The sequence below is a fragment of the Peribacillus sp. B-H-3 genome, assembly GCF_048572925.1.
Lineage (GTDB): Bacteria > Bacillota > Bacilli > Bacillales > DSM-1321 > Peribacillus.
Map to the genome: position 1 here is coordinate 3515035 of NZ_CP183879.1, position 26535 is coordinate 3541569.

The 26535-nt window shown below is 42.3% G+C and carries 27 protein-coding genes and 1 other annotated feature; of the genes, 3 read left to right on the forward strand and 24 right to left on the reverse strand.

The features are described from left to right. Positions 1-415: 415 nt before the first annotated feature. From ACN6MY_RS17440 to ACN6MY_RS17535, 20 genes are all read right to left on the reverse strand, one after another. Positions 416-1306 (reverse strand): polyprenyl synthetase family protein, encoded by an 891-nt coding sequence (locus ACN6MY_RS17440; protein ID WP_419884202.1) that lies wholly within the window; start codon positions 1304-1306, stop codon positions 416-418. Continuing rightward, entirely contained in the window at positions 1307-1540 is a 234-nt protein-coding gene (locus tag ACN6MY_RS17445) for an exodeoxyribonuclease VII small subunit (RefSeq protein WP_071352260.1), read from the reverse strand. Further along, positions 1533-2888, reverse strand: coding sequence for an exodeoxyribonuclease VII large subunit (gene xseA / locus ACN6MY_RS17450; protein ID WP_419881322.1), 1356 nt, complete (start codon positions 2886-2888; stop codon positions 1533-1535). The genes ACN6MY_RS17445 and xseA overlap by 8 nt, the downstream gene beginning before the upstream one ends. A 335-nt stretch (positions 2889-3223) precedes the next feature. After that, positions 3224-4084: a bifunctional methylenetetrahydrofolate dehydrogenase/methenyltetrahydrofolate cyclohydrolase FolD gene (folD, locus tag ACN6MY_RS17455; protein WP_419881323.1), complete on the reverse strand. Its 861-nt coding sequence runs from the start codon at positions 4082-4084 to the stop codon at positions 3224-3226. Between the two features lie 156 nt (positions 4085-4240). After that, the gene (nusB, locus tag ACN6MY_RS17460) at positions 4241-4630 is read right to left on the reverse strand and encodes a transcription antitermination factor NusB (RefSeq protein ID WP_419881324.1); all 390 of its coding nucleotides are present in this window, start codon (positions 4628-4630) and stop codon (positions 4241-4243) included. 357 nt (positions 4631-4987) lie between these two features. Continuing rightward, positions 4988-5398, reverse strand: a complete 411-nt coding sequence (locus ACN6MY_RS17465; protein WP_419881325.1) for an Asp23/Gls24 family envelope stress response protein — start codon at positions 5396-5398, stop codon at positions 4988-4990. A gap of 26 nt (positions 5399-5424) precedes the next feature. Beyond that, entirely contained in the window at positions 5425-6777 is a 1353-nt protein-coding gene (gene accC / locus ACN6MY_RS17470; protein ID WP_419881326.1) for an acetyl-CoA carboxylase biotin carboxylase subunit, read from the reverse strand. Between the two features lie 16 nt (positions 6778-6793). Continuing rightward, complete coding sequence (gene accB, locus ACN6MY_RS17475) at positions 6794-7285, reverse strand: acetyl-CoA carboxylase biotin carboxyl carrier protein (RefSeq protein ID WP_419881327.1); 492 nt, start codon at positions 7283-7285, stop codon at positions 6794-6796. Positions 7286-7922: 637 nt separating this feature from the next. Beyond that, the gene (locus ACN6MY_RS17480; RefSeq protein ID WP_419881328.1) at positions 7923-8495 is read right to left on the reverse strand and encodes a SpoIIIAH-like family protein; all 573 of its coding nucleotides are present in this window, start codon (positions 8493-8495) and stop codon (positions 7923-7925) included. Positions 8496-8509: 14 nt separating this feature from the next. After that, entirely contained in the window at positions 8510-9163 is a 654-nt protein-coding gene (gene spoIIIAG, locus ACN6MY_RS17485) for a stage III sporulation protein AG (RefSeq protein WP_419881329.1), read from the reverse strand. 1 nt (position 9164) lies between these two features. Then, entirely contained in the window at positions 9165-9785 is a 621-nt protein-coding gene (spoIIIAF, locus tag ACN6MY_RS17490) for a stage III sporulation protein AF (protein WP_419881330.1), read from the reverse strand. Between the two features lie 15 nt (positions 9786-9800). Further along, positions 9801-10994, reverse strand: a complete 1194-nt coding sequence (spoIIIAE, locus tag ACN6MY_RS17495; protein WP_419881331.1) for a stage III sporulation protein AE — start codon at positions 10992-10994, stop codon at positions 9801-9803. A gap of 25 nt (positions 10995-11019) precedes the next feature. Further along, complete coding sequence (gene spoIIIAD / locus ACN6MY_RS17500; protein WP_170846165.1) at positions 11020-11409, reverse strand: stage III sporulation protein AD; 390 nt, start codon at positions 11407-11409, stop codon at positions 11020-11022. Between the two features lie 12 nt (positions 11410-11421). Further along, entirely contained in the window at positions 11422-11625 is a 204-nt protein-coding gene (gene spoIIIAC / locus ACN6MY_RS17505; RefSeq protein WP_071352273.1) for a stage III sporulation protein AC, read from the reverse strand. 20 nt (positions 11626-11645) lie between these two features. Beyond that, positions 11646-12161, reverse strand: coding sequence for a stage III sporulation protein SpoIIIAB (gene spoIIIAB / locus ACN6MY_RS17510; protein ID WP_419881332.1), 516 nt, complete (start codon positions 12159-12161; stop codon positions 11646-11648). Continuing rightward, on the reverse strand, positions 12137-13081 hold the full coding sequence (gene spoIIIAA / locus ACN6MY_RS17515; protein WP_419881333.1) for a stage III sporulation protein AA: 945 nt from the start codon (positions 13079-13081) through the stop codon (positions 12137-12139). The genes spoIIIAB and spoIIIAA overlap by 25 nt, the downstream gene beginning before the upstream one ends. A 662-nt stretch (positions 13082-13743) precedes the next feature. Further along, positions 13744-14301: an elongation factor P gene (gene efp / locus ACN6MY_RS17520; RefSeq protein ID WP_090989210.1), complete on the reverse strand. Its 558-nt coding sequence runs from the start codon at positions 14299-14301 to the stop codon at positions 13744-13746. A gap of 19 nt (positions 14302-14320) precedes the next feature. Then, the gene (locus tag ACN6MY_RS17525; RefSeq protein ID WP_419881334.1) at positions 14321-15382 is read right to left on the reverse strand and encodes a M24 family metallopeptidase; all 1062 of its coding nucleotides are present in this window, start codon (positions 15380-15382) and stop codon (positions 14321-14323) included. Between the two features lies 1 nt (position 15383). After that, positions 15384-15830, reverse strand: coding sequence for a type II 3-dehydroquinate dehydratase (aroQ, locus tag ACN6MY_RS17530; RefSeq protein WP_419881335.1), 447 nt, complete (start codon positions 15828-15830; stop codon positions 15384-15386). Positions 15831-16029: 199 nt separating this feature from the next. Beyond that, positions 16030-16530, reverse strand: coding sequence for a YqhR family membrane protein (locus ACN6MY_RS17535; RefSeq protein WP_419881336.1), 501 nt, complete (start codon positions 16528-16530; stop codon positions 16030-16032). Positions 16531-16696: 166 nt separating this feature from the next. On the opposite strand from ACN6MY_RS17535, the gene ACN6MY_RS17540 reads away from it, so the two are divergent. After that, the gene (locus ACN6MY_RS17540; RefSeq protein WP_071350325.1) at positions 16697-17656 is read left to right on the forward strand and encodes a DUF1385 domain-containing protein; all 960 of its coding nucleotides are present in this window, start codon (positions 16697-16699) and stop codon (positions 17654-17656) included. Positions 17657-17811: 155 nt separating this feature from the next. Further along, on the forward strand, positions 17812-18198 hold the full coding sequence (locus tag ACN6MY_RS17545) for an SA1362 family protein (RefSeq protein WP_419881337.1): 387 nt from the start codon (positions 17812-17814) through the stop codon (positions 18196-18198). A 35-nt stretch (positions 18199-18233) separates the two neighbouring features. Here the strand turns inward: ACN6MY_RS17545 and ACN6MY_RS17550 are convergent, their stop codons facing one another. The 3 genes from ACN6MY_RS17550 to ACN6MY_RS17560 all read right to left on the reverse strand — a co-directional run bounded on the left by ACN6MY_RS17550 (position 18234) and on the right by ACN6MY_RS17560 (position 21711). After that, positions 18234-19121: a patatin-like phospholipase family protein gene (locus ACN6MY_RS17550; protein WP_419881338.1), complete on the reverse strand. Its 888-nt coding sequence runs from the start codon at positions 19119-19121 to the stop codon at positions 18234-18236. 92 nt (positions 19122-19213) lie between these two features. After that, positions 19214-20239, reverse strand: a complete 1026-nt coding sequence (splB, locus tag ACN6MY_RS17555) for a spore photoproduct lyase (protein WP_419881339.1) — start codon at positions 20237-20239, stop codon at positions 19214-19216. A 236-nt stretch (positions 20240-20475) separates the two neighbouring features. Continuing rightward, positions 20476-21711 (reverse strand): MFS transporter, encoded by a 1236-nt coding sequence (locus ACN6MY_RS17560; protein WP_419881340.1) that lies wholly within the window; start codon positions 21709-21711, stop codon positions 20476-20478. A gap of 521 nt (positions 21712-22232) precedes the next feature. Continuing rightward, positions 22233-22472: a binding site (T-box leader), on the forward strand. A gap of 56 nt (positions 22473-22528) precedes the next feature. Here ACN6MY_RS17560 and ileS point away from each other — a divergent pair. Next, positions 22529-25624, forward strand: coding sequence for an isoleucine--tRNA ligase (gene ileS / locus ACN6MY_RS17565; protein WP_419881341.1), 3096 nt, complete (start codon positions 22529-22531; stop codon positions 25622-25624). Positions 25625-25874: 250 nt separating this feature from the next. Here ileS and modB read toward each other — a convergent pair whose 3' ends face one another. Then, positions 25875-26531: a molybdate ABC transporter permease subunit gene (modB, locus tag ACN6MY_RS17570; RefSeq protein ID WP_419881342.1), complete on the reverse strand. Its 657-nt coding sequence runs from the start codon at positions 26529-26531 to the stop codon at positions 25875-25877. Between the last annotated feature and the right edge of the window lie 4 nt (positions 26532-26535).

A 26535-nucleotide genomic window follows, 5' to 3' on the forward strand; every position in this document is an offset into this window, starting at 1 on the left:
GGCGGTGCGGCTAAAAACTATGGCCCTTCTTTCACGGGCTAAAACTGCTCTTACTAACATTCATTTATATGGCAAGATACTTGCCTGTTCATGCTCCGGGGTCCGGACGGTATTGTAAAAAACCGCCGACACCTGGGTGAATCAGCGGCTTAAACATATATGCACCGGCCGGCCCCTCCGCTTCAATAAGGCAAACTGCAGCCAGAACAGGCTTAGCACTTTCAACTTAAGAGATCTATTGCTGCGGTTATTTTCATTGCACCGCAGCAGTTTTATTGACCGTCATCCCATTTTCCCAGCAGGTGCAGGGTATAAAAATTCCGGACTTCATTTTACGACAATTTTCTGCTTGAAATCGCAAGTAGAGTATACCATATTAACGATTTCTTAACAAACTCATTCAATGACAACAACATTAATGGTCGCGGTTTCCGATCATATCAGTAATGTCGTGAAGCAAACCGGATTCAAAACCTGCATTCCGAAGTTCTTCATGTGCAGCGCCAATATGTTCAGAAAGCTTCTTCTTCGCGCCCTGTAAGGTTAAAAGTGATGGATAGGTGCTTTTATGGTTATCCAAATCGCTTCCGACCGGCTTTCCGATTTTCTCTTCTGAGCCTTCAATATCAAGAATATCATCCTGAATTTGGAAGGCAAGGCCGAGATGAAAGGAAAAACGTTCAAGATGCTTTCTTTCGATTTCTCCTGCACCTGATAAAACTGCACCGGCAAGTACACTGAATGCTAGTATTTTACCTGTTTTATGTTCATGAATATACTCCAGCTCAGTTAGGCTAAGCTCTTTATTTTCACCTTCAAGGTCAGCTATTTGTCCTCCGACCATGCCTTCTGCACCTGAAGCCTTGCTCATTTGTGATATAAGCTCAAGCTTCATCTCTGGTGTAACACTTGGATGACCAGCTTCAGCAATCAGCTGGAAACTGTGAGTCAGCAAGGCATCACCCGCAAGGATGGCATTTGCTTCCCCATAAACCTTGTGATTAGTTGGCTTCCCTCTTCTTAAGTCATCGTCATCCATGCTGGGCAGATCATCATGTATCAATGAATAGGTGTGAATCATTTCAATTGCGCATGCTGCAGGAATACCTGCAGCCGGATCCTTGCCGAAGGAAGACAAAACGGCGTAAATCAGCAATGGGCGGATTCTTTTGCCGCCGGCGTTCAAGGAATATGCCATGGCTTCCTTTAAAACAGCAGGCGAATGAAGCCGGCTCACATATTCGATAAGTTGTTTTTCAGTGATGTCTTTATACTGCTTAGAAAATTCCTGGAATGTACTCAATATTTACTCCTCCTCTTGAACTGAGAAGCCTGCAAGCTCTCCGTCCTCCTGAAGGATCTGTGCCATCTGATCTTCCACCGCTTTCAGCTTTTGATGGCATAGTCTCGACAGGTCCATTCCTTTTTTATAAATGGAAATGGCCTGTTCCAGCGGCACATCTCCTTCTTCAAGCTGTTCGACAATTTCTTCAAGATTATCCATTGCTTCTTCAAAGCTCATTTCTTTCTTTTCACTCATCGCCGTTTCTCTCCTTTATTTCTTTTATCTCGCATTCAAGCGTTCCATCTTTAATCTGCACTTCAATCAGTTCGCCTTTTTTCACCTGCGCCGTGCTTTTAACAAGGGTTTCTTTATTGTCAAAAACAAGACCATATCCTCTCTCCATAATCTTCAGAGGACTCAGAGCCGACAAGGTAGCCGTCATTCGGATAAAGTTTTGGGTGTTTTCCCTGAAAACCCCTTCCATCCGGCGGTTAAGATCTTTTAGCCTCTGATCCAGCTTTGCTCTCATTTCAGTAAGCTGCTGTTCTGGATGCTGTTTTTTGAGGACTGCATGAATGTTATCGAGCTGCTCACTTTTTTTGACGAAATATCTGCTGCTCCCCCGCTGAAGCCGCTCCGTTGCCCGATCAAGCTGTTCTGTTTTTTGCTCATACATTTTCCTTGGATATCGGAATGCATATGATTTTTCAAGGCGTGCCAATTTGCTGTTTTCAAAGTTCGTTCTTTCATGAATAAAGCGCGTCAGCCGTATTTTTCGGTTCATTATCTTCTCAAGGATTTCATTATAATGAGGCACAGCCAGCTCGGCCGCTCCCGTCGGTGTCGGGGCCCTGAGGTCCGCTGCAAAATCCGCGATTGTAAAATCCGTTTCATGTCCTACAGCAGAAATGATGGGAATATCAGAATCATAAATGGACTGGGCCACTACTTCCTCATTAAATGCCCATAATTCCTCAATAGATCCCCCGCCCCTTCCTGCAATGAGGACATCCGCCTCTGCTCTTGCATTGGCAATCGTAATGGCCTTGGCAATAGAGGCTGCAGCATTGGCTCCCTGCACAAGGGCAGGATAAATAATCACTTTCGCAATGGGATATCTTCTTTTAATTGTTGTCAGAATATCGCGCAATGCTGCTCCTGTCGGTGAAGTGATCACTCCGACCGTGACAGGATACCTGGGAATGGCCTTTTTATGGTTTTGTGAAAATAACCCTTCATTTTCAAGCTTTTTCTTAAGCTGTTCATAAGCTAAATAAAGGTCTCCGACTCCATCCGGCGACATGGATTTCACATATACCTGATACTGGCCGCTTTGTTCGTAAACAGACACATCTCCCCTTGCCAGCACTTTCATGCCATTTTCCGGCTGAAATTTAAGATGCGAGCTGTTTGCAGAAAACATAACAGCCAAAAGCCGTGCTTTTTCATCCTTTAATGTAAAATACATATGGCCGCTTGAATGGCGCTTAAAGTTCGAGATTTCCCCTTTTATGTAAACGTTCTGAAGATGCGGATCGGCATCGAATTTCCGCCTGATATATTTCGTCAATGCCCACACACTTAAGTATTTTTCATTTTCCATCGTTTCTCTCCTTCAAAGCTCGCTATCTTGATGAAGCAGACACTGGAGTCAGACACCATTATATATGTATTAAAGAAAAATTCCTATCCTAAATGGAAGCATACAAAAAAGCTGCCCTCTATTTATTATAAAGCAACAGGGCAGCTTCTTCTAAGGATTTGGACAGTAATATGTGTTTTTACGATACAATTTGCATGTATGCCAGAATAAACTGCTTCTTTTTATAGGCTGTTTTCGTAAACTTTGCTGCTATGGAACACGATGCCTGAATTATCAAGTGTATCTCCTCACAGAACTTATTAAAAAACAGCAGTCTCTAAGAAAAGAGCCTATTATTAAAGAGACACTTTGTGGATCTTCTTTGCAGCTTTCACCGTATTTTTTAGCAGCATGGCAATTGTCATAGGCCCCACGCCTTTCGGAACAGGTGTGATGTAAGAGGCTTTACGGGTGACTTCCTCGAAAGAAACGTCGCCGCACAGCTTGCCCTCATCATTTCTATTCATGCCGACATCAATGACTACAGCGCCTTCTTTGACATGATCAGCGGTGATGGTATCCCTGATGCCGACTGCTGCAACCAGTATATCCGCCTGCCTTGTATAAAAAGGAAGATTTTTTGTTTTGGAGTGGCAATATGTAACAGTAGCATTTTTATTGAGGAAAAGCTGTCCAGCCGGTTTGCCGACAATATTGCTGCGGCCTACGATCACCGCATGTTTGCCTTCGATTTCATAGCCAATATGCTCAAGCATGACCATTATTCCATGCGGAGTGCATGGCAGAAAAGCATCTTGTCCTGTCATCATCCTGCCAATATTGATAGGGTGAAATCCGTCTGCATCTTTTTCAGGAGAAATGGTTTCAATAATTTCTTTTTCCCGGATATGCGGCGGCAGCGGCAGCTGAACCAAAATCCCGTGGATGCTGCTGTCTTCGTTTAATTCTTGTATTTTCCCGGAAAGTTCCGCCTGTGTAAGAGTATCAGGGAGTTCAATCAGAACAGAATGGATTCCCAGCTCCTGGCACGCTTTTTGCTTGTTTTTAACATATGTTCTTGAGGCTTGATTATCTCCTACCAAAATAACGGCCAGGCCAGGAATGATTCCTATTTCACGAAGCTGGTCTACTTCCCCGCTAATACCGTTTCGCACAGATTGAGCAATTTCTTTTCCGTTAATTAATTGAGCTGTCATGTCAGATCATCCTTCCAGTCGGTATTTACTGCAAAGAAACCGCATGATCCAAAAAGAAATCAGGCTGCCTTTCCAAACCGAAGGCAAGGCAATGCCCTGGCAGTTTTACTGTCTGACAAGCACTGCCAAAGCTATATGCAGAGATAGCCCTGATTTCTATTCCAGCTTATCTTTCACTTTGGAAAGAACCGCATTGATAAAACGGCCGGATTGGTCATCACCGAATTTCTTTGCAATTTCAATAGCTTCATCCATTGCCACATTAACTGGGACATCATCACTGTACACCATTTCATAAACAGCAATGCGCAGCAGATTGCGGTCGATGTTGGCCAGTCTTTCGATGGTCCAGTTTTCAAGGTTTTCACGCAGGATTCCATCGATTTTTTCTTTGTTTTCAACAGTACCCTTCACTAAGGCTTCGAAATACTCATCTGTTTTGCCGCCATCTAAAACACTTTCCATGGCATCTCCAATTTCAGATTTGCTGATTTCAATTTGGTAAACTGCCTGCAGTGCTTTTTCACGGGCTAATCTTCTTTTCATGGTTTTGCTCCTTTAATATCTACTATTATATATGAAAATCATCAAAAAGACGAACATTTATTAAATATTTACCCACAACATTAAGATTTAATGATAGTCCGTCTTTCATCCAACCGAAAAATGGAGGAATTATCATTCTCCAGTAAATAAATCACTATTTTACACTGTAACAGAAATCGTGCTTCAGAGAAACCTTTAAACAAGAATTTCTTTTTATCTACCTATTTGTATGCCTAAATATAAGGCCGTTTAAACAGCCTAGAGCAGGGGCATCTAAAAGAATTTTCGTCAGAATGCCTCAAACCGGCACACTTCCAAACAAAAACCCGGCAATGGCCGGGTTTTTGTTTTAATCAATTACATTTCCTGCTCATATTCTGCTTCAGCCTTGGCATTTTCGAATTGAATGCCCACAACATGTATGTTGATTTCATCCGCATCTAATGCCGTCATATTCAGCAGCGCTTCCCTGATATTATCCTGTACTTCCTGAGCTACCTTTGGAATGGAAACTCCAAATTTCATCACACAGTATAAATCAAGCTTGATGCCCTCGCCGGCTATGTCAACCTTTACACCTTTTCCGTGGTTCTTCTTGCCAAGTTTTTCGACAACGCCTGATGCAAAGTTGCCGCGCATAGACGCGACTCCCTCTACTTCTCCAGCCGCAATCCCTGCGATAACCTCTATAACGTCAGGGGCAATCTCCACTTTTCCAAGTCCGTTGCTGTGTTCATTCATTTCAAGCATTTGAATTTCTTCGCTCATTCAACAGGCCTCCCATCTAGTTTTCATTATGAATCCATTACATCATATAATTCAAGAAATTTAGTATTAAATTCTCCGGACACAAATTGCTCATGGCTGAGAAGTTTAATATGGAAAGGAATCGTTGTATGAATACCTTCAACCGCGAACTCACCCAGGGCACGTTTCATCTTTTCAATTGCTTCTTCCCTTGTCGGCGCGTGCACAATCAGTTTCGCAATCATTGAATCATAATACGGCGGTATGGAATATCCTGGATATGCCGCTGAATCGACGCGTACGCCGTAGCCGCCTGGAGGCAGATACATTTGTATCTTCCCTGCTGAAGGCATGAAATTCTTCTCAGGATTTTCAGCATTGATCCTGCATTCTATAGCGCATCCATTAAAGGTTACGTCTTCTTGTGAAAGCGAAAGCTTCTGTCCGGATGCAACACGGATTTGTTCTTTAATCAGGTCAACCCCAGTCACCATTTCCGTAACAGGATGCTCTACCTGGATTCTTGTATTCATCTCCATGAAGTAAAATGAACGGTTTTTATAGTCATAGATAAATTCAACTGTGCCCGCACCTGTATAGTCAACCGCAAGGGCCGCTTTCACGGCTGCCTCGCCCATTTCCTGGCGTATTTCGCTGTCAAGTGCAGGTGAAGGTGTTTCTTCAAGCAGCTTTTGAAGCCTTCTCTGGATCGAGCAATCCCTCTCTCCAAGATGAATCGCATTGCCAAAAGAATCTGCCATAACCTGGATCTCGACATGACGGAAATCTTCAATATATTTTTCAATATACACACCAGGATTGCCGAAAGCAGTCGCAGCTTCCTGCTGGGTAATATTAATGCCATTCACCAGCTCTTCTTCGCTGCGTGCAACCCGGATGCCTTTTCCGCCTCCGCCTGCAGTAGCTTTTATGATTACCGGGTAACCCATTTTTTCCGCCAATTCAATGGCCTGGCCGGTATTTTCAATGATTCCGCGGGATCCCGGCACAATCGGCACTCCTGCTTCACGCATTGTCTCTCTTGCTACATCCTTTGTACCCATCTTGGAGATGGCTTCAGGGCTTGGGCCGATGAATATCAGGCTGCATTCCCTGCATAGATCTGCGAAATTTGCATTTTCAGACAAAAACCCATAACCAGGGTGGATGGCATCAGACCCTGTCAGCTTTGCCGCGCTGATGATATTCGTTGTATTCAAATAGCTGTCCTTAGAAGCAGTGGGACCAATGCAATAAGCTTCATCAGCCAATTGAACGTGAAGAGCTTCTTTGTCAGCCTCGGAATATACGGCAACTGTTTCGATGCCCATTTCTTTGCATGCACGTATGACACGGACGGCAATTTCCCCCCGGTTTGCAATCAGTACCTTTTTAATCATGTGAAACAGCTCCTCATTAAGGCTTTACTAAAAATAATGGCTGGCCATACTCTACAAGCTGGCCATCCTTCACTAGAATTTCAACAATTTCTCCGTCTACTTCTGCTTCAATCTCGTTAAATAGTTTCATTGCTTCTACGATGCAGACAATAGAATCCTTTTTCACTTTAGAGCCTGTTTGCACGTATGCGCCTTTATCCGGAGATGGAGAAGAATAAAATGTGCCAACCATTGGCGAAGTAACTTTATGTAAGTTTTCCTGGCTGGCCGGCTGGCTCTCTGAGACCTGCGGTGCAGCACTTTCACTAGGAGCTTCAATAACGGGCTTGGCCGCTTGCATAGCAGCTGGAGCTGGCTGTGCAGGAGCCTGATATACAACAGAAACAGGCTGCTCCTGGTTTGTTTTCTTTAATTTAACTTTAATTCCTTCTTGTTCATAAACAAATTCATTTATGCTTGATTGATCTACTAATTTGATTAGCTCTCTAAGTTCCTGTACCTTTAACATCCTGGCACCCCTTGTCTTGTTTAGTTAAGCCCAAAGTTTTTTTGGGAGAGTCACAAAATCTGCATTCAGCAAAGTCTCTTTCAGCTATGATCACCAACCGGGCCTGCCTGGTGGTTTCACATACATTATATCAGAGATTAGGCTGCTGATTCATATAAATTGATAGATCCATCATGCGTGTTCTCCTATCACGGCTGATGGTTAGCTGAACCTATCAGGCTTTCACCGGGCAGTTCCCCCCCCGCTTAGATTACTTCAATGTTCCGCAATAAATTCATTTAAGGAAAACATGCATTAATTTTATGACCAGATGCTAACATCATACGATAATATCTTACCATATTTCAATGATCAGTTCCTCCTTAAGATTTTTGCATCAGGGAGGCAGAATGGATCATTGGGATTATGCGCCTGATCCCTGAACCCTCTGATAACACCGCCGGCAATCAGTTAATGCTGAATGATGTGCTCGGTTAACCCTTCACTATTTTACAGCTAAAAAAAAGATTTGTGAATCTTACACTTACTTTATTTGACTGCATAGTAACGAAGCAGGCAAAAGAAGCAAGTGGTGAAAGCTGGCTTTAAAACACAAAAAAGCATGCTCGCTGCATGCCTTTGTGTTCATGTGCTTGAATTATTTTTTAGGCTGAAACTCAACGGCTACATTCTGTGCATCGCCCACTTCTTTCTCGACTGTGCGGATGATTTCATTGGCTTCCTTTTGGCTTAGCTTGTCAGCTTTAACGGTCACATTTACATCTTTGCCATCAATTCTGACAAGTGCATCATCATAATTCATTGTGCCGGAAATAAGTTTCTCAAGAATTCCTTCTTTTACTTTTTCATCTCCGATTTCTTTATTTGCTTCATATGCTTTGTTTCTTTCTTCAGCAGATAATTCTGTATTGCCCATGATTGTAGTATTTTGATCTCTCAGCTGGGAGCGCTCATCCTCCATTTCCATTCTCATCGCTTCAAAATCGTCATCGCCAGAGGCAATTGATACCGCAGCAGAACCGGATTTTGTGCTCTTTTTAGCAACAGGTGCTTTTGCCTTGTCTTTTTCAACAGTCTGTTTGTCCCCTTTTTGCTCGACCGCCGCCATATCGGTTTGAGTTTTCCCCGGAGAAGTCAGATAATACACCGATAAAACCACCACAAGACTTAACATCGTTAACAGCCACACCGTTTGTTTTTTTAGCAACATGATTATATTCCTCCTTATTTTTTAGGCATTACTGAAACTCGATAGCTCGGTACGTCCAGGGAGCGGGTAACAGCTTCAATGATCCATTTTTTCACCTGCATGTTTTCTGCACCCTTTGCAACTACAAGGACTCCAGAGATTTTTGGCTTTTGTGTTTCAGAAATAATGGGGCCTTCTTTTTCCCCGCCTTTTATAATCACAAGCTGATCATCCACTGATGTGTCTTCAACTGTCCGTTTTCCGCCCTCTTTATCTGTTTCATCTGTCACCTGCTTCTGGGTCGTCTTATTTCTTTCAAACACTTTTCTTTCCGAGGAATCAGCATAGACAATCACTTTTACATCCTCAACGCCAGCAATGGATTCAAGTGCATCCTTTAATTCATTTTGGAGATTTTTTTCATAATCCTTCGTTGTTTTAGTGCCGCTGTCATCTTTCCTTCCGAAGGCAGCAACGTCCGTTTTATCAGACTGGTTACTAAAAACAGCTGTGCTTGCACTGTCTCCTGACTGTTTTTGAGACATTAAGTTTGATATCATCATGATGCCGGCGCCGAACAGGATGACAATAAGGACATACACATACATTTGCGGTTTTTTTCCGTTCTTGTCTCCATCCTTTCTTACTAATTTACTCAGCCAGTAAAGTGGGCCTTTATCATCCTTCAATTTATAAGTCCCCCCTTTCCCCTGTAATTTCAATGACCTTTTTGTCTACAGACCACTGGGATGCCAGGAACTTCTTGATTTTTTCCAAATCAGCTGTTTTTGCAGGAAGATTTTTTTCCGTATTAATTTCCACCTTCGCTACGGCTTCGATTGATTTGCTTTTGCTGCTGGCTGAAGCTTTACTCAATGACAGCGTAATTTTCTGAAGGTCTTCAGGTATTTTAGGCTGTTCCTCATTTTTTACTTTGATATCGATGTAAGCAATCTCCATTTTATATTTTTTCATCAGCTCCTCTTTTGCTTTCGCCTTCAATTGGACAGCCGTTTGTTGTAAAATATATGCATTCTGTTCAGCTTGTATTTCTTTTTTCTTCATTTCCGTTAAATTTTTTAATTTTTTTTCATCTCCATGTGTAAAGGACTCTGTGGCTTTTGATATCAATGTATTCAAGTCAGTGTGAAAGAGATTAAGGATCGGAGCAAGAATGACTGCGATCAGCAGAAGGCCGATGACCATCTTGGCATATTTCTGCATGGATGAATTAGGAAGAAGCATATCTATGACCGTCGCCAGCAAAACAAACAAGATAATATTGGTTACCCATCCTGTTAAAAAGCTCATCCGTTTTTCTCCTCCCTACCTGACCATCAGGGTGATGTTACCTGCAGCGATAATGACTGTAATGCTTAAAAAAAACATCAGCGATACAATAGCAAGCGCAGCAAAAATGTAAATCATGCTTTTAGAAATAATGTCCAGGCATGATATCACCGGACCCCCGCCAAGCGGCTGGAGAAGACTTGCCGCCAGCTTATAGATAAAGGATATCGTCAGTATTTTCAGGGCTGGAAAAGCCGTAATCAACAAGAGTATGATGACCCCTGATACTCCGACAGTGTTTTTCAGCAGTACAGATGCATTTATGACAGTATCCGTGGCATCGGTAAACATTCTTCCTATTACAGGAATAAAGTTGCCTGTAACAAATTTTGCTGTCCGGATCGTAATGCCGTCTGCAACAGCCGATGATGCTCCCTGAACAGATATGACCCCGAGAAAAACAGTCATGAATGCACCCAAAATGGCAATGGCCCAATTTCTCAGAAGCTGGGCGAGCTGGGTGACTTTGTAGTGCTCCGTGAGTGTGCTCACAATGCTTAAGATAGCAGCTAAAAACAGCAGAGGAAGGACTATATACTGAATCAATATTCCGCTTGTATTCATTAAAAATAGCAAAACCGGATGAAAGAAGGCGGCTGAAACGAGCCCTCCGGATGTTGCTATCAGCGCAAGAAGCAGGGGAATCAGCGCCATTAGAAACGAGGTCATGGCTGATATGGTGTCCTGGACGTATTGAATCGCAACATGAAAGCTGTTAAGAGCCAGAATGATCAATACCATAAAAACAATCGAATATGCCACTTTACTGATTGAGCTCTGCTCAAAGGCGTTTTGCAGCGACTGCAGAAACATACTGAAAACAGTCAACAAAATCAGTGAGCCCAGCAGTTTTCCGTTTACAAGCAATTCATGGAAGATAAACGCCGCGAAGCCTTTGCCCCATTCCGTTAAGGAAAAGTGCTTGTCCCCGCTTACAAAATCCATGAAGCTGCCTTTTTGGCTTTCCGGCAAAAAGCCGCCATATTGTGTAATGATGTCATCCCAAAACTTCTTCAGATCATCCACTCCGATGCGGTCGAGCTGTGCTTGTACCATGTCCTGGGATATGACAGGCTCTGTCTGTTCATTCCCGGAAGCCCGGGCATCATCAGGCTGCAAAAAAAGAAACAATAAAAGAAAGAATGATATATAGCGGATCATTTGCTTCATTTCTCACCTCATCCCGCCTGGCCTGCTAGCTTGGCAGCAGTTTAATGATGGTTTCAATGATGACTGTCAATATTGGTATGGCCATTGCTAAAATTAGAATTTTTCCGCTAAGTTCAATTTTTGAAGCAAGGGAACCTTGTCCCGCATCCTTTGTGATTTGTGACGCAAATTCTGCTATATAAGCAATACCGATAATTTTAAGGATGGTTTCCAGGTAAATCATATTCACATGGGCATTGACAGCAATTTTTTCAAGCATGGTTATAATTTCATATATTTTATCAGCTAAAAACAAAAAGATGGCGCATCCCGTAAATACAACAAGAAGGAAAGCGAAATTGGGCTTTTGCTCTTTAATGATCAATGCCAGGAAAGTAGCCACAAGGGCAATTCCGACAATTTTCAGGATTTCAATGGCTTATCACCCCTATTGAAAGAGAAAGACTGATTTGATTTTTTGGAAAAGGCCCTCAATAATTGTCGCCACCATAAATAAAATGTATATAAAGCCAAACAGTGTCACCCATTGGGCGTATTCCTTTTTCCCGACCTGGTCGAGGATGGTATGCAAAAATGCTACTACGATTCCAACTCCGGCAATTTTAAAGATGATATCCACATCAATGCCCATTTAAAATTCCTCCTGTATGCCTACAAAAGCATGATTATTAGCAGAAGACCGGTTAAAAAACCGAGGCTTTTCATCATTTTTTCATATTTCCCCTGTTTCTCGGCCGCATCACGTTCTTCCCGGTCCAAGTGCGCCATGGCAAGCTTTATCTGTTTTTGCTGCTGCACCCTGTCATGACGGCCAAGTGTTCCTCCAAATTGAGATAAAATTTCAAATTCCCCCTGTTTAAGAGAAAGAGATTTCCATGCTTCACGAAGGCATTCATCCCAGGCGATCTTCACGGTAGTTTCACCTGCAGCAAGCCTTTTCGAAAACGCTTCAAAAAAACCAGAAAAAGGCGAGCCGATCTGCTTTGACAGCCTAATCGATGCTTCACTTAGAGGAGTATGGCTATACATAATTTCAGCTTCAAGCGACTGCAGGGCCATCTTAATCTGCCTAAGCTGCTTGGTCCTCTGGCTGAAATGCCTGGCTGCTTCGAATCCAGCCCACGTGGTAGCCAATAGAATGATTACAGCTCCGATGATTTTAAGCATGCCATCACACTCTTCCCTGAATGAATCATGTTTCCTGATGAGTCGAGAACCTGACAGAATCTGTCCCCGTCCTGTATGCTCAGCTGAATATATCTTGTGAAAATATCCTGTTCAAGAATCTTTCCTATATGAGGGCGTCTTTTTACCTCTGCAAGTGAGCGTCCATGAGTCGTTATCATTAATTTAATGCCTGCATTTACAGCTTCCAGTACAGCGGATGTATCTTCCGCACGGCCAATTTCATCTGCCACCAGCACATCAGGCGACATGGAGCGGATCAGCATCATCATTCCCTCTGCTTTGGGGCAGCTGTCCAGTATATCGACCCTTGGCCCGAATTGCAGCTGCGGCACACCATTAACACAGCCTGCAATTTCTGAACGTTCATCCACAATCCCGACTTTTTGGGGCAATAAGCCATCCTTTGCGCTGCCGGATGATATCATGCGGGCAATATCTCTTAATAGCGTCGTTTTTCCAGTCTGCGGAGCTCCTATAATCATCGTGTGATGCCATTCCCTGTCATAAAGAAATGGCAGGAGTTTATCGGCTGATCCGATTTTTTGTTTGGCTATCCGAATATTGAAGGATGCAACCTCCCTTATTGCTTTTACCATCCCGTTTTCCAATATCACCTTTCCGGCAAGCCCCACCCGGTGGCCCCCGGCAATTGTTACATATCCCCGCTTCAGCTCTTCTTCCAGGGTGTACATGGAAAAACGGCTCAAATGCCCAAGCAATTGTTCAGCATCTGCAGCCGACACCAGGTAAGGCAGAAAAATCGGCCTTCCTCCAATAATGACTTCCAGCGGACGGCCAACCCGTATCCGCAGCTCCTCTGCTCGTTGTGCTTCATGTGCCGGGATTTTTTCAAATTCAGTACTGATACTTTTTGGCAGAACTGCAAGAATCGTCTCCATTTCACGGAACCTCCTGTAAGGCCTCAATCATTTATTAAAATGTATGCCTGTACAAAAACTTTATGCCAAAAAAAGCGCAAGCGCCTTGGTCAGAGGATCAAAGACTAAAAACGCCGCGTCCTGCGGCAACGTCTTTGTGACCCCCATCCTGGGGGCCTAAGCAAAAAGGGTTTTGGCCTCTGAAGGCGCTCTTTGCCTTCTGAGGTCTATGCATCTTTTGCACGGCAAGCTACTTTTGCACAGCAAGCTAGGCGCTGAAGCTGGATTAATAAAAAAGCGTAAGCGCCTGGTCAGCCTCGACCAGCATAAGACGCATCAGAATAGAAGGCGCTCTTTGCCTTCAATTCTGATGTGGCTTATGACCTCGAGGGGCTAGGCGCTGAAGCTGGATTACATAAAAAAGCTGAAGCGCCCCTGGTCAGGAGGAGCAAAGACTAAGAACGCCACGTCCTGCGGCAACGTCTTTGTGACCCCCATCCTGGGGGCCTAAGCAAATAGGTTTTGGCCTCTGAAGGCGCTCTTTGCCTTCCGAGGACAAAACCTCTTTCAAGGATCGAAGGCTAAATGCTCTGCATCCTGCAGAAACGCCTTAAGACGCAAAAAAGCCGGAGACTGGGTCTCCGGCTTTTGCTGCTTCCCTCTTACCAAAAAGGTCTGGGGAATTATGCACGTGATACGTATGAACTTTCAGTTGTATTGATGATCAGTTTATCGCCTTGGTTAATGAAGAAAGGAACCTGGACAGTAAGGCCTGTTTCCAGTGTAGCAGGCTTAGTGCCGCCTGAAGCTGTGTCGCCTTTGATTCCTGGTTCAGTTTCTGTCACCTCAAGCTCAACTGTGTTCGGAAGCTCAACTCCAAGAGTCTCACTTTGGAATGTCATGATGTGGACATCCATATTTTCTTTAAGGAACTTTAGCTCGCGTTCAATGGAGCTTGCAGGAAGTTCGATTTGATCGTATGTTTCGTTGTCCATGAAAACATGGTTATCGCCGCTTGCATATAAATATTGCATTTTACGGTTTTCGATATGAGCTTTCGCTACTTTTTCACCTGCACGGAATGTTTTTTCCTGAATAGCTCCCGTACGGAGATTTCTAAGTTTGGAGCGGACAAATGCAGCACCTTTTCCCGGTTTAACATGCTGGAACTCAATTACCTGCCAAATTCCATTGTCTACTTCAATCGTTAAGCCTGTGCGAAAATCATTTACAGAAATCATTTTTTTCCTCCTACATGTTTTACAGAATAATTAACTCTTTCGATGAATGAGTAAGAGCTTCATTGCCCTCTTTTGTAACAATTGTATCATCCTCTATGCGAACACCGCCAATTCCAGGCAAATAAATACCCGGTTCAACAGTGACCGCCATACCCGGTTCCAGTATGATATCAGACTTAAGGGAAAGGGCTGGCCCTTCATGGACTTCAAGGCCAATTCCATGTCCTGTCGAATGGCCGAAGTATTCCCCGTATCCTTTTTCATCAATAAGGTTGCGTGTCAAAGCATCAGCTTCCTTGCCTGTCATGCCTGGCTTGATGCCTGCCATAGCCCGCAGCTGTGCCTCCAGTACAATATTATAAATCTTCTTAAGCTCGTCACTTGGCTGTCCCACAGCAAGTGTCCGTGTGATGTCAGAAACATAGCCATTGAAATATGCGCCGTAATCCAAAGTTACAAAGTCGCCGGTTTCAATGACTTTATCCGTCGCTACTCCATGCGGCAGAGCAGAACGCTTGCCGGAGGCTACAATGATATCGAAGGAAGAAGATGTAGCTCCTTGCTTTCTCATAAAGAATTCAAGCTCATTTGAAACATCAAGCTCGGTTATGCCCGGGCGGATAAAATCTACAATATGTGTAAATGCTGCATCTGCAATATCAGCAGCTTCCTTTAATATCTTAATCTCTGAAGGAGTCTTTATCAAGCGTAATTTCTCAACAAGGCCTGATACAGGAATAAGCTCTCCATCAAAAGCATTTTCATAGCTTTTAAAAGAAGAAAAAGTTAAATGGTCCTGTTCAAAGCCCAGCTTTTTGATTCCCATGTCTTTGGCTTGTTTGGCCACTTCTTCAGGTATAGATCCTTTGTGCTGTACAATTTCGTAGCCCTGTGCCTGCTTGCCTGCCTGTTCCGTATAACGGAAATCCGTAATGAACTTAGCTTCTGACTGTGAAATCAGAACCACACCGGCAGATCCTGTGAAATTCGTCATATGACGGCGGTTGTATGTACTTGTAATTAAAAATCCATCAGCCTGCACGTTCTCCATGGCCTGGCGGAAACGCTGTAATTTCTCCATTTTATACTCTCCCTTTTATTATCTTTAACAAAGCCTGAAGCGCCAGCTCATAGCCATGCACCCCAAGCCCGGCAATCTGTCCGGCAGCGGCAGGGGCGATGACTGAAACATGCCGGAAGCTTTCCCGGGCATGGATATTTGAAATATGCACTTCAATCAATGGAACATCGATTCCGGCAACAGCATCACGTATTGCATAGCTGTAGTGTGTGAAAGCCCCCGGGTTCATAATGATTCCGTCAATAGCCTGGTCTTCAGCCCAATGAAGTTTATCAATGATTTCCCCTTCATGATTGCTTTGAAAGCACAAAAGCTCAGCATCCATTGAATGTGCGCTTTTTTTCAATTCTGTTTCCAGATCATCTAGCGTAGCCGTTCCATAATGCGCCGGTTCTCTTTTTCCGAGCCTGTTTAGATTAGGCCCATTGATAAGCAGAATTTTCTTCATATGCGGTACCTGCCTTCATTGCTGTCGGCCTGTACATCCTTCAGCGGTTATTGTTGTGCATGCATGTCTCTGCCCTTCCCCTAAAGCATGACAGAAATGAAATGTGCATATTTTACATAGCGGATTAGCTTTTAGCATACATCATGACCATTCTACCATAATTCCAAATTGTCTTACTACTTTTTTGGAGTGATTGAAATCAAGTTGTTTTCATATCCGGAATGTTTTTCTTTTGTTTCTCTTGATATTCATAGGATATGGAAGACCCGATAAAAACTCCATATAGAATAAAAATGCAAAAGCTGGTAATGCCTGTGTTTCCCTTTAGCTGTTCCATGGAGGGGATGCCTGAAAATACAGGCTTTAAAATAAAAAACAGCAATATCCAAAGCAAGGCACCATAAAAGATGCCCGCCATCATATTTTGAAATTTCTTGAGCAAGGCATAATAAAGCAGAGCGGCAGCCATAGACAGTATGCTGTAAATGAGAAGGGTGATGACGGTTCCAAGCCAGCCCTCTATCCAGTGGGCGCCCGACCAGGATGTCAGAATGAATTTTGGGCTGAACTTCATAAAATTAAAGAAGCATGCCACAATCCCGATAAAGCTCCAGAAAATCCCCCCCCAAAACCCTATTATTAATACATTGACTATTTGCGATGCTGATTCTTCATCTCTTTTCTGCCATTCACTTGACATAAAAAAACACCTCCGCAAATAGTATGCCCTTTCAGGAATTGTCCTATTTTATTTTTTTGCAGAGAATCACCTTCACATTTAATAGAAGTTTTTTCATTTTTTTTGTATGATTAAAGAAGATGCCCATGCAGGCATTGCTAAAAAATAATTGTAGGCTGGTGCAAAAATGACCGAGGTCCAAAAACCTGTTTATGGCGGGCAGGCTGTGGTGGAGGGTGTTATGTTCGGCGGCAAACACCACACCGTTACGGCAGTCCGCAGGAAAGACTCATCAATTGAATTCTACAGATTGCCGCGCGAAAGCAAACCCATTATAAAAAAACTCAAAAGGATTCCATTCCTTCGCGGAATAGTTGCGATTATCGATTCAAGTGCAAATGGATCCAAGCATTTAAATTTTTCATCTGAAAAATATGAAACAGACCCAAAAGATGATGAAAAAATCCTGGAGGAAAAGAAGGCCAAAAAGGAATCCTCCAAACTTACATTATGGCTGGGTGTGGCTGCAATAGGCGTGTTATCCTTTTTGTTCGGAAAGCTACTGTTCACGCTTATCCCAGTCTTTCTGGCAAAATTCACAGAACCTGTATTTCACACGAAAATTTCACAGATTTTAATAGAAGGACTGTTTAAGCTTATTCTGCTTTTGGTTTATATCTATTTTGTCTCACTGACACCACTTGTTAAGAGGGTGTTCCAATATCACGGTGCGGAACATAAGGTCATCAACTGCTTTGAAAGCGGCATGCCGCTTACTGTAGAAAACGTTCAGGCTTCTTCACGCCTGCATTACCGGTGCGGAAGCAGTTTTATCCTATTTACAGTCATCGTAGGTGTTTTTGTTTATATGTTTGTGCCGATTGATCCGCTTTGGCTGCGTGTACTGGACCGCGTCCTCCTGATTCCTGTCGTCCTCGGAATTGCTTTTGAGGTTTTGCAGATAACAAATAAGGTACGTGATATTCCTGTTCTCCGTTTCCTTGGCTATCCTGGGCTTTGGCTGCAGCTATTGACCACAAAAGAGCCTTCAGACGACCAAGTTGAAGTGGCACTCGCTTCCTTTAACGAGCTTCTGCGTCTTGAAAAAAGCACAGAAGAAGGTTTAGAAACAGAGGATATTGTGTAAAAAATAGATATAAGATTACAAGCTGGCGCATTTTTTGCTTCAGTCAGGCCGGTTCTTCCTAGCCGGCCTGACTGAGATGATTAATAAAATGTTTTTGGATTATATGTTTAAAATGACATAAAATTGCTCATGATGCTCTTAAGGAGGTGTCTTTGTTGAATCGTTCATTTTCCTATGTAGTCTACGGGATTATCGCCCTTGGTTTTATTGGATTATTCAGTAAATTAGCCGGAGATCCATTGGGATTGATCAAAACTGCTTTGATCTGGGCTGCAGTAGCTGGTGCAGTCTATCTCATTTATAAGCGATTAACAAAGGGGAAACTTGAGAAAAAAGAGCAGCGGGCATTCATAAAGGCCGCACGGAAATCAAAGAAAAGACTGAAAAGCAAAAATTCCCTGCCTAAGGATAAAGGAGATAATATAGCGAGCTTCTCGTTAGCTAAATCCTCCGCCAAAAAGCGTGCAAGAAAAAAATCAGAAGCACATTTGACCGTTATTGAGGGCAAAAAAAATAAAAAAAGAAACCGGGCTTTGTTTTAATAGCCCGGTTTCTTTTTTTTTGCCTAACAGCTGATTTAATAGGTCCATTTCTTTACAAACATACCCGCATAGTTCCTTCCCCGTGCAATCAGCTCATTTTTGTTTTCTTCAGTGAGCAGGAAGTCGGTTGCTGAAATTCCTTTCATGGGAATAAACAAAATGTTTTGCACATGCTTTCTTGAAATATACCGTGAATCGTGCGCATCCTTCATTGTTTTAAATAAAGCGCCAAAAAGTTCAATGGCATTGTCAACTTCCTCCGGTTTTTTCATATCATTGTCACCGCTTAATTTAATTCCGAGGACCGGCCTCGTTTTTTTCACATTCTCCGCATCAAAAAGCCACATGGGAAAATTGCTTAAAACCCCTCCGTCGACGAAGATATTTCCTGCCCTTGCCGATGATTTCAGCCGTACAGGCTCAAAAAAATAAGGAATGCTGCAGCTCATCCTGACTGCCTTGGCTACAGGAAATGCCGAGGGATCAATTCCATAATCCACCAGATCGTCAGGGATGACAACCAGATTGCCGTTTGTAATATCTGAAGCGATGACCCTCAGTGATTGCAGTGGAAGATCCTTGAAGGTCACGATACCCTTTTCAGCAAGCTTCAGGGCTACCCACCTTTCCAATGCTTCTCCTTTGTACAAACCCATCTTCCAGTAGAGCAAAAGCCATCTTGTGAATGGAATGGGCACCCAGAACCTTCTTGGATCCAGCAATTTACTCACATCTATTTCATTGAGAAGCTCTTGAATTTGATGCCCTGTATAGCCCGCAGAGGTAAACGCTGCAATAATGGCCCCTGCACTTGTCCCCGCTGTTCTGCCAAAGACAAAGCCGTTTTCTTCCAGCACCTGAATTGCCCCTACCATTGCAAAACCTTTTATGCCTCCGCCGGAAAAAACGCCGTCAATAATCATAGAAGCCCTCCCCATTTCCGGTCTTGATACATACTAATCAGGGAGGGCCGTCTTTATTACTGATTTATGCTGGTACTCTTGGACTTTCTGGCTCAGGTAAAATACTGGACCTCTGAATGCGGAAAGTACTCGCTGACATACCCGCGGATCGTCGCCTCAATATCTGAAGCTTCCTCCTTTTGATATACATATTTTCCAATGCCATAACGTCCCCATTTATATTTGCGCTTGGATTCGTCCATTTCAAGCTTTGATTTTGGATAGTTTTTTTCAATGACTTTTTTTGCCGGCCCCGTGAATCGATGCTGAATCAATTCAAAGGTAAGATCCGGAATATCTACTCCGGAAAGCTCTGCGCTTAGCCGTTCAAAGAGCTCCCGGTATCCGTCCTTCCAATTTTCATGCATATAGATGGGGGCCACGATGAAACCAAGGGGATATCCAGCTCCAGCTACCTTCCTGGCTGCTTCAATCCTTTCTTCGAAACTTGATGTTCCAGGCTCAAAGTTCTTAATCACGTATTTAGAATTAATACTGAAGCGAAAGCGGGTTTTCCCATTATGCTTCGCATCAAGCAGATGGTCGACATGATGGAATTTCGTAACAAACCGAAGGCGGCCATACTCCGTTTCCCCAATAAACTCAATCGTCTTTTTCAAGGAGTGGGTGAGATGGTCAAGGCCAACGATATCGGAGGTGCAGGCAGCCTCGAACCTTGTGATCTCATTTTGCCTTTCATCCATATATCCTTGTGCTGCACCAAAGATTTCATCCAGATTTACATAGGTCCTTATATAAGGCTTGCTTCCAAGCGTTGTCTGCAAATAACAATAATGGCAGTGACCCATGCAGCCCGTCGCAAGCGGGATTGCATATTCTGCTGAAGGCTTGGATGTATCAAATTTCAATGTCTTGCGGACCCCTACAACCAACGTCGACTTCGCTGTCCGGTATTTTTTAAAATCAGTATCTCCCGGCAAATTCCTGATTTGGTTATGTGAGGTTGTTTCCCGTATTTCAATGTTCATATCCTGAAATTTCTTTAGCAGTTCCTGACCTAAGGGATACTCGAGCGCCCTCGGTTCAATGTATACAAGCTGCGGGATAAATGGCTTCATTTTTCAATTTCCTCCTGTACTAAGGGCGTGCTAACTTTCTTGCTGCTGCCCTTTATATGAATAGTTTGGCTCTTCTTTTATATCTAATCACGCATTTCTGCTGGTAAAAACATACGGATCATTCAGGAGGTTTAATGAAGACTCTTTGCTGTATAGTCACACAAAGCAGAAAACTGCAGTGTTAAAAGGGCATAAAAAAACCGGCCATTTTGGAACAGGCCGGCTGATATGGTTTCTTATGCAGCTGCTTTTTTTGAAGTATCGGTTTTGATGAATTTCAATACAAGGAAAACCAATATGATCCCTATTATTCCTGCCGTGATATAGCTTATATTAAGAAAGTGCCCCATTACTAGTGACATTACAGGAGGTCCGGCAGCGACACCGATAAATCGTGCGGAACTATAAAATGAAGAAATGGTTCCTCTTTCCTCTTTATCAATATTTTCAGTAATCATGGCATCGAGTGTAGGCAGCAATGCGCCGATTGCGATTCCCACCAGACTTGTGACAGCTAACAAGATGAAAAGCTTTTCTACTGTAAAGCCCACAAAAACCACGCTGACAGACATGACAATCAGACAGATTATCATGATTTTTTTCATCGCCGGCAAACTTCCTTTGATGTTTCTTCCTGCAATATAAGAGGACAAACATAGTAAAAAAAGCGGTATAGCAAGGACAAAGCCTTTTTTTACCCCATGCAGATCGTGAATCTTTTCCAAATTGTCGGAGAGAAAAAACAGCACTCCGAACAAAATCAGCATGACAAAAATGCCGACAAGAAATAGTGTATAAAGCCATCTTCCTTCATCTTTAAACGTTTTTTTCGTATTATGAAGAAACTCCTTGAATTCTTTGGGTTTATCCTTTTCTTTCGGAACCTTGATAAAGAAAAAAACAAGGATGATGGAAATCAAACTAAAAAATGAAATTGAAAAAAACGGCAAAAACCATAAAAACGCTGCAAAGAAAGAACCTAATATTGGGCTTAAAACCTTTCCGAATGTATTGGAGGTTTCAATGATTCCAAGGCAGGAACTCGTTTTTTCGTCATCGTCTTTATACAAATCCCCTACCAGCGGCAGGATGATCGGTGATGCGCCCGAAGCTCCGATTCCCTGTAAGACCCGGCCAATGATAATCCAGGTATATGGATTTTCCATTTTCCACGAAGCATACCCTGCTATTAGTCCGCCAATAAGTGCGAGGATAAGACTAGGCAGGATTACAAGCTTTCTCCCATACCGGTCAGACAAATATCCTGCTACAGGAATCAGAAAGATGGAAGCGATGGAATAGCTGGTAATGACCATACTGGACTGAAAAGAAGTGATCCCCACCTTTTTTTCAAATATCGGCAGCACTGGAATAAGCATGGAATTCCCAAGAGTCATGACAAGCGGTATCGAGGCCATGCTTATGATGCACCATACCGAAACTTTGCTATCCTTGCACTCCTTATTTTCCATATAGACACCTCATTTAAGTTAATACCTGTATGGTGTCCTAATGATGGTTATTTTAAGCGGAAATGCTATCTGTAAAAATCCGTAAATCTTTTTTAGAGTCACTGAAGTTAAATCTCCTGCATTGAATCGTTTCTTAACGATTGCTGGTTTATAAATTGTTCTGTGAAGCGAAACCGTTGTTATATCAAGTTGGCTGGAGCCTAAGGAGCCTCCTGCGGGATTAGCGGGCGCAGGCGCAGCTGTTGAGACTCACCGCTGCATCCAGAAACCCGCCGCCTGCTTCTAAAGCAGAAAACAGTCTAAGGATACGCCCATTATAAAAGCCCCTTTCATTAAATGAATGAAAACCATAAAGTTTGTTCAAAATAAATAACATTAAAAAAATGTAGAAACAACGGTCAAACTGGTTATGATGATCATATATTTTTATAAATAAAATTTTCAGCCCTTTCCATAAAACTTTAAGGAACTAATTTGACAGATCAATTAATGCCTGTTACAATTTATTCCAATAAAAGCATACAAATTCGTTGATGAGAAAGAGTAACGTTTCAACTTGATCCGCAGAGAGCTGACATTTTGGTGCAAGTCAGTGTTCAAGTGTTACGTGAATATCCTCTCTGAGAAGCTGGACCGAACTTTAAAGTAAGTCCAGCCGGGAGTCTGCCGTTACAAGGAACACGTATGATTGTACGTTGCTAAGTGCTATTGACCGGAATCAATAGAATTAGGGTGGTAACGCGGTTAACCCCGTCCCTTACTTGGGACGGGGTTTTTTGTATTTTTTTATATTTTATTCTGTATAGGAGCGATATGTATGAAGGCTGATGAAGCTAAGGAAACGGTTGTACAGCGTGAGGAACGCATCCGTAATTATTGGACAGAAGAAAACACATTTAAACAATCTGTTCAATTAAGAGAAGGAAAGATACCTTTTGTTTTTTATGAAGGACCGCCAACTGCTAATGGTCTTCCCCATGTTGGCCATGCCTTTGGACGGACAATTAAAGATGTGGTAGCACGTTACAAGACCATGCAGGGTTTCTTCGTTGCAAGAAAGGCAGGCTGGGATACACATGGTCTTCCTGTCGAGCTTGGCGTTGAGAAACAACTCGGTATTTCAGGGAAACAAGACATCGAACGCTATGGAGTGGAGCGGTTTATTAATAAATGTAAGGAGAGTGTATTTACCTACGAGAAGAAATGGCGTTCCTTTACTGAAGAATTAGGTTATTGGGTAGATATGGACAGTCCGTATTTGACGTTAAGCAATGATTATATAGAGAGCGTTTGGAATATTTTAAGTAAGGTACAAAAGGACGGGTTACTGTATAAAGGACATCGTGTTTCTCCATATTGCCCCAGCTGCCAAACCACTTTAAGCTCCCACGAAGTAGCACAGGGCTACAAAGATGTAAAAGATCTATCGGCTACCGTTAAATTTAAACGTCTTGATGCAGACAATGAATATTTCTTAGGCTGGACAACAACGCCCTGGACGTTGCCTGCCAATGCTGCACTTGCTGTGAATCCAGAAATCACGTACGTTCGTGTTCAAAAAGAAAATGAAGTTTATATTGTTGCAAAATCTTTAGCAGGAAAAGTTCTTGGTGATCAAATAACGATTTTAAGTGAACATAAGGGTATTGATTTCAAAGGAATCGATTATGCCCCGCCGTTCGATTATGTGACAATTGAAAAGGGACATTATATAGTATTAGCAGATTATGTTACAGATGATAGCGGAACAGGCATTGTCCATATTGCCCCGGCTTACGGTGAAGATGATTATAAAACGGTTCAGCAGAATGGTATATCCTTTATCAATGTAGTCGATCAACAAGGCCGATATACTGCCGATGTGACAGAACTAACCGGAAGATTTGTGAAAGATTGTGACGTGGATATTATTAAAATGCTTTCTGATCAAGGTACACTTTTTCACAAGGAGAAATATGAACATAGTTACCCGCATTGCTGGAGATGTGACTCTCCTTTACTGTACTACGCAACGGATAGCTGGTTTATTAAAATGTCCTCTTTAAAGGATAAGATGCTTGCAAACAACGCAACTGTTAATTGGTATCCTGAGCATATTAAAGATGGACGCTTTGGTCATTTTCTTGAAAATCTTATGGATTGGAATATAAGCAGGAACCGATACTGGGGCACACCTCTAAATGTTTGGGTATGTTCTGCTTGTCATCATGAAGAAGCTCCGGGCAGTATCAAGGAATTACAAAGATTAGCGGCGGCTCCACTGCCTGATGACATCGAGCTGCACAAACCATATATTGATGAGGTACAGTGCACCTGCCCGAAATGTAAAGGTGCCATGCAACGGACGCCTGAAGTAATTGATGTTTGGTTTGATAGTGGATCGATGCCATTCGCACAGTATCACTATCCATTCGGAAACACAGAAAAATTCGAATCTCAATTCCCTGCAGATGTCGTAATTGAAGGAATTGACCAGACGAGAGGATTTTTCTATAGCCTGCTCGCTGTCTCTGCCCTGGTCACTGGAAAAGCACCTTATAAAAACGTCCTGTCGCTTGGCCATGTACTTGATGAAAATGGACAAAAAATGTCGAAGAGCAAAGGAAATGCTTTAGATCCTGTTGAACTTATAGAGGAATTTGGTGCAGATGCACTTCGCTTTGCATTCTTAGCCGATAGTTCACCATGGAATCCGAAACGCTTTTCAAAAAAGATTGTGCAAGATACAAAATCAAAATTGATTGATACGTTAGATAATACCTATAAATTTTATGCTATGTACGCTAAAATAGATGGCTTTGTGTATGATGGACAGCAAACGGGCAAGAAAACAATATTAGACGAATGGATTCTTTCCCGCCTGAATAGTACAGTTAAACTTGTTAATAGCTGCATGGATCGATATCAATTTACTCAAGCAACCCGGGAAATTGCATCTTTAGTAGATGAATTAAGCAATTGGTATGTGCGCCGTTCAAGAAATCGTTTTTGGGCTTCTGGACTTTCAGATGATAAACAAGCAGCTTATTCAACACTATTTGAAACACTTACCGCAATATGCCGCTTGTTAGCACCTTTTTCACCATATGCGGCTGAGGATATCCATTTAAAATTAAATCAAACTAGTGTTCACTTACAGGACTATCCACAAGCTGATGATTCAATGATTAATCCGGATTTAGAGACAGACATGAAAACGATTTTGAAAATAGTGGAACTTGGCCGCAGTATTCGTAATGCCAGAAACTTGAAGGTGAAGCAGCCTTTGCAGCAATTAATTGTGTGGCATACTCGGGAAAACCATGCTTTAACCCCCTATTCAGGCATTATTAAAGACGAGTTAAATGTTAAAGATGTTGTTTATACAGATGATTTATCACATTACCAATCCACCATCTTTAAATTGAATTTTAAGACTGCTGGTGCTGCATTCGGCAGAGTGGTTAACATGGTAAAGGAATATGTTGATCATATACCCGATGCCGAAAAAAAATCCTTATTAGATATGGGACATCTGCAAATTAATCTAAAAGGACAAACGGTAACACTGGAAAAGGAGCACATTCATATCGAATATCAAGTTGCTTCTGGTTTTGTGATGGCTGGTGATGAGCATTTAAAAGTGATATTAGATGTAACACTTACTCCCCAGCTTGCAGAAGAAGGTCAAGTTAGGGAATTAATACGAGCTATACAGGATACCCGAAAAAAATTAGATCTGCCTGTCGAAGAATATATCTCCATTAAAATTTCAACAATCGATGATGTAAAAGAAAAAATTCAGCGTTTTGAGGAACTAATTAAAGAAAATATACTTGTTCACAACGTAAGCTATGAAAAGCTGAACAACTCTAAACAGCAAATTGAAGTAAGATTTGGCGATGAGATAGTAAGAGTCTCATTGGAATATTAATTTTTCTAAAGAAAGCACTCCTGCAGTCTTATTTTGAAAGCTGCGGGAAGTGCTTTTTTACCGTTTTTAGAGGAATCGTGCAGTTTTTTGAAAGAATCATGCAGCTTCCCGAAGAAATCGTGCAGCTTGCCTAAGATACCGCCTGATTTTAAAAAGCGCACCCGTTACTATATTTATATTAAACAATCTAGTGTAGAAAAAAAGACATTCCTATATAGGTATGTCTCAATTATGAGAAGTTAAGTATTTATCAGGACCTAATATGTTGGACACAGATTAACATCAAAAATGAAATAGCTATAATACTTGTTACCCATAGCCACGCCATTTCCATATTGCCTGTATCAATGGCAATATAAATGGCTGTTGGAATCGTTTGGGTTTTCCCGGGGATGTTTCCAGCGAACATTAATGTGGCTCCAAACTCACCCAAAGCTCTTGCAAAACTTAATATTGATCCTGAAATAATAGATCTAAAAGCAAGAGGAGTGGAAATGAATAAGAGTACCTTGAATTCATTTGCCCCATCAACACGAGCTGCATTTTCAACATCTTTATCAACCGCTTCAAACCCTGTCCGTGCAGATTGATACATAAGAGGAAATGCAACAACAGCCGAAGCAATAACAGCCGCCCACCATGTAAACATCAGAGGCTGTTTAAATATCCACTCAATCCAATATCCTACTGGGCTATTCCTTCCAAAAACGATAATTAGCAAGAAACCAACAACAGTAGGAGGTAATACTAATGGTAAAAGGAAAATCGTTTCGACAAGAACCTTCCCTTTAAATTTCTTATTAGCCATTACCTTTCCAAAAAACACGCCGAAGATAAATACCCATATTATTGATACAAAGGCAATCTCAATGGATAGCCCGATAGGAGTCCAAAAGCTATTTTCCATTTTT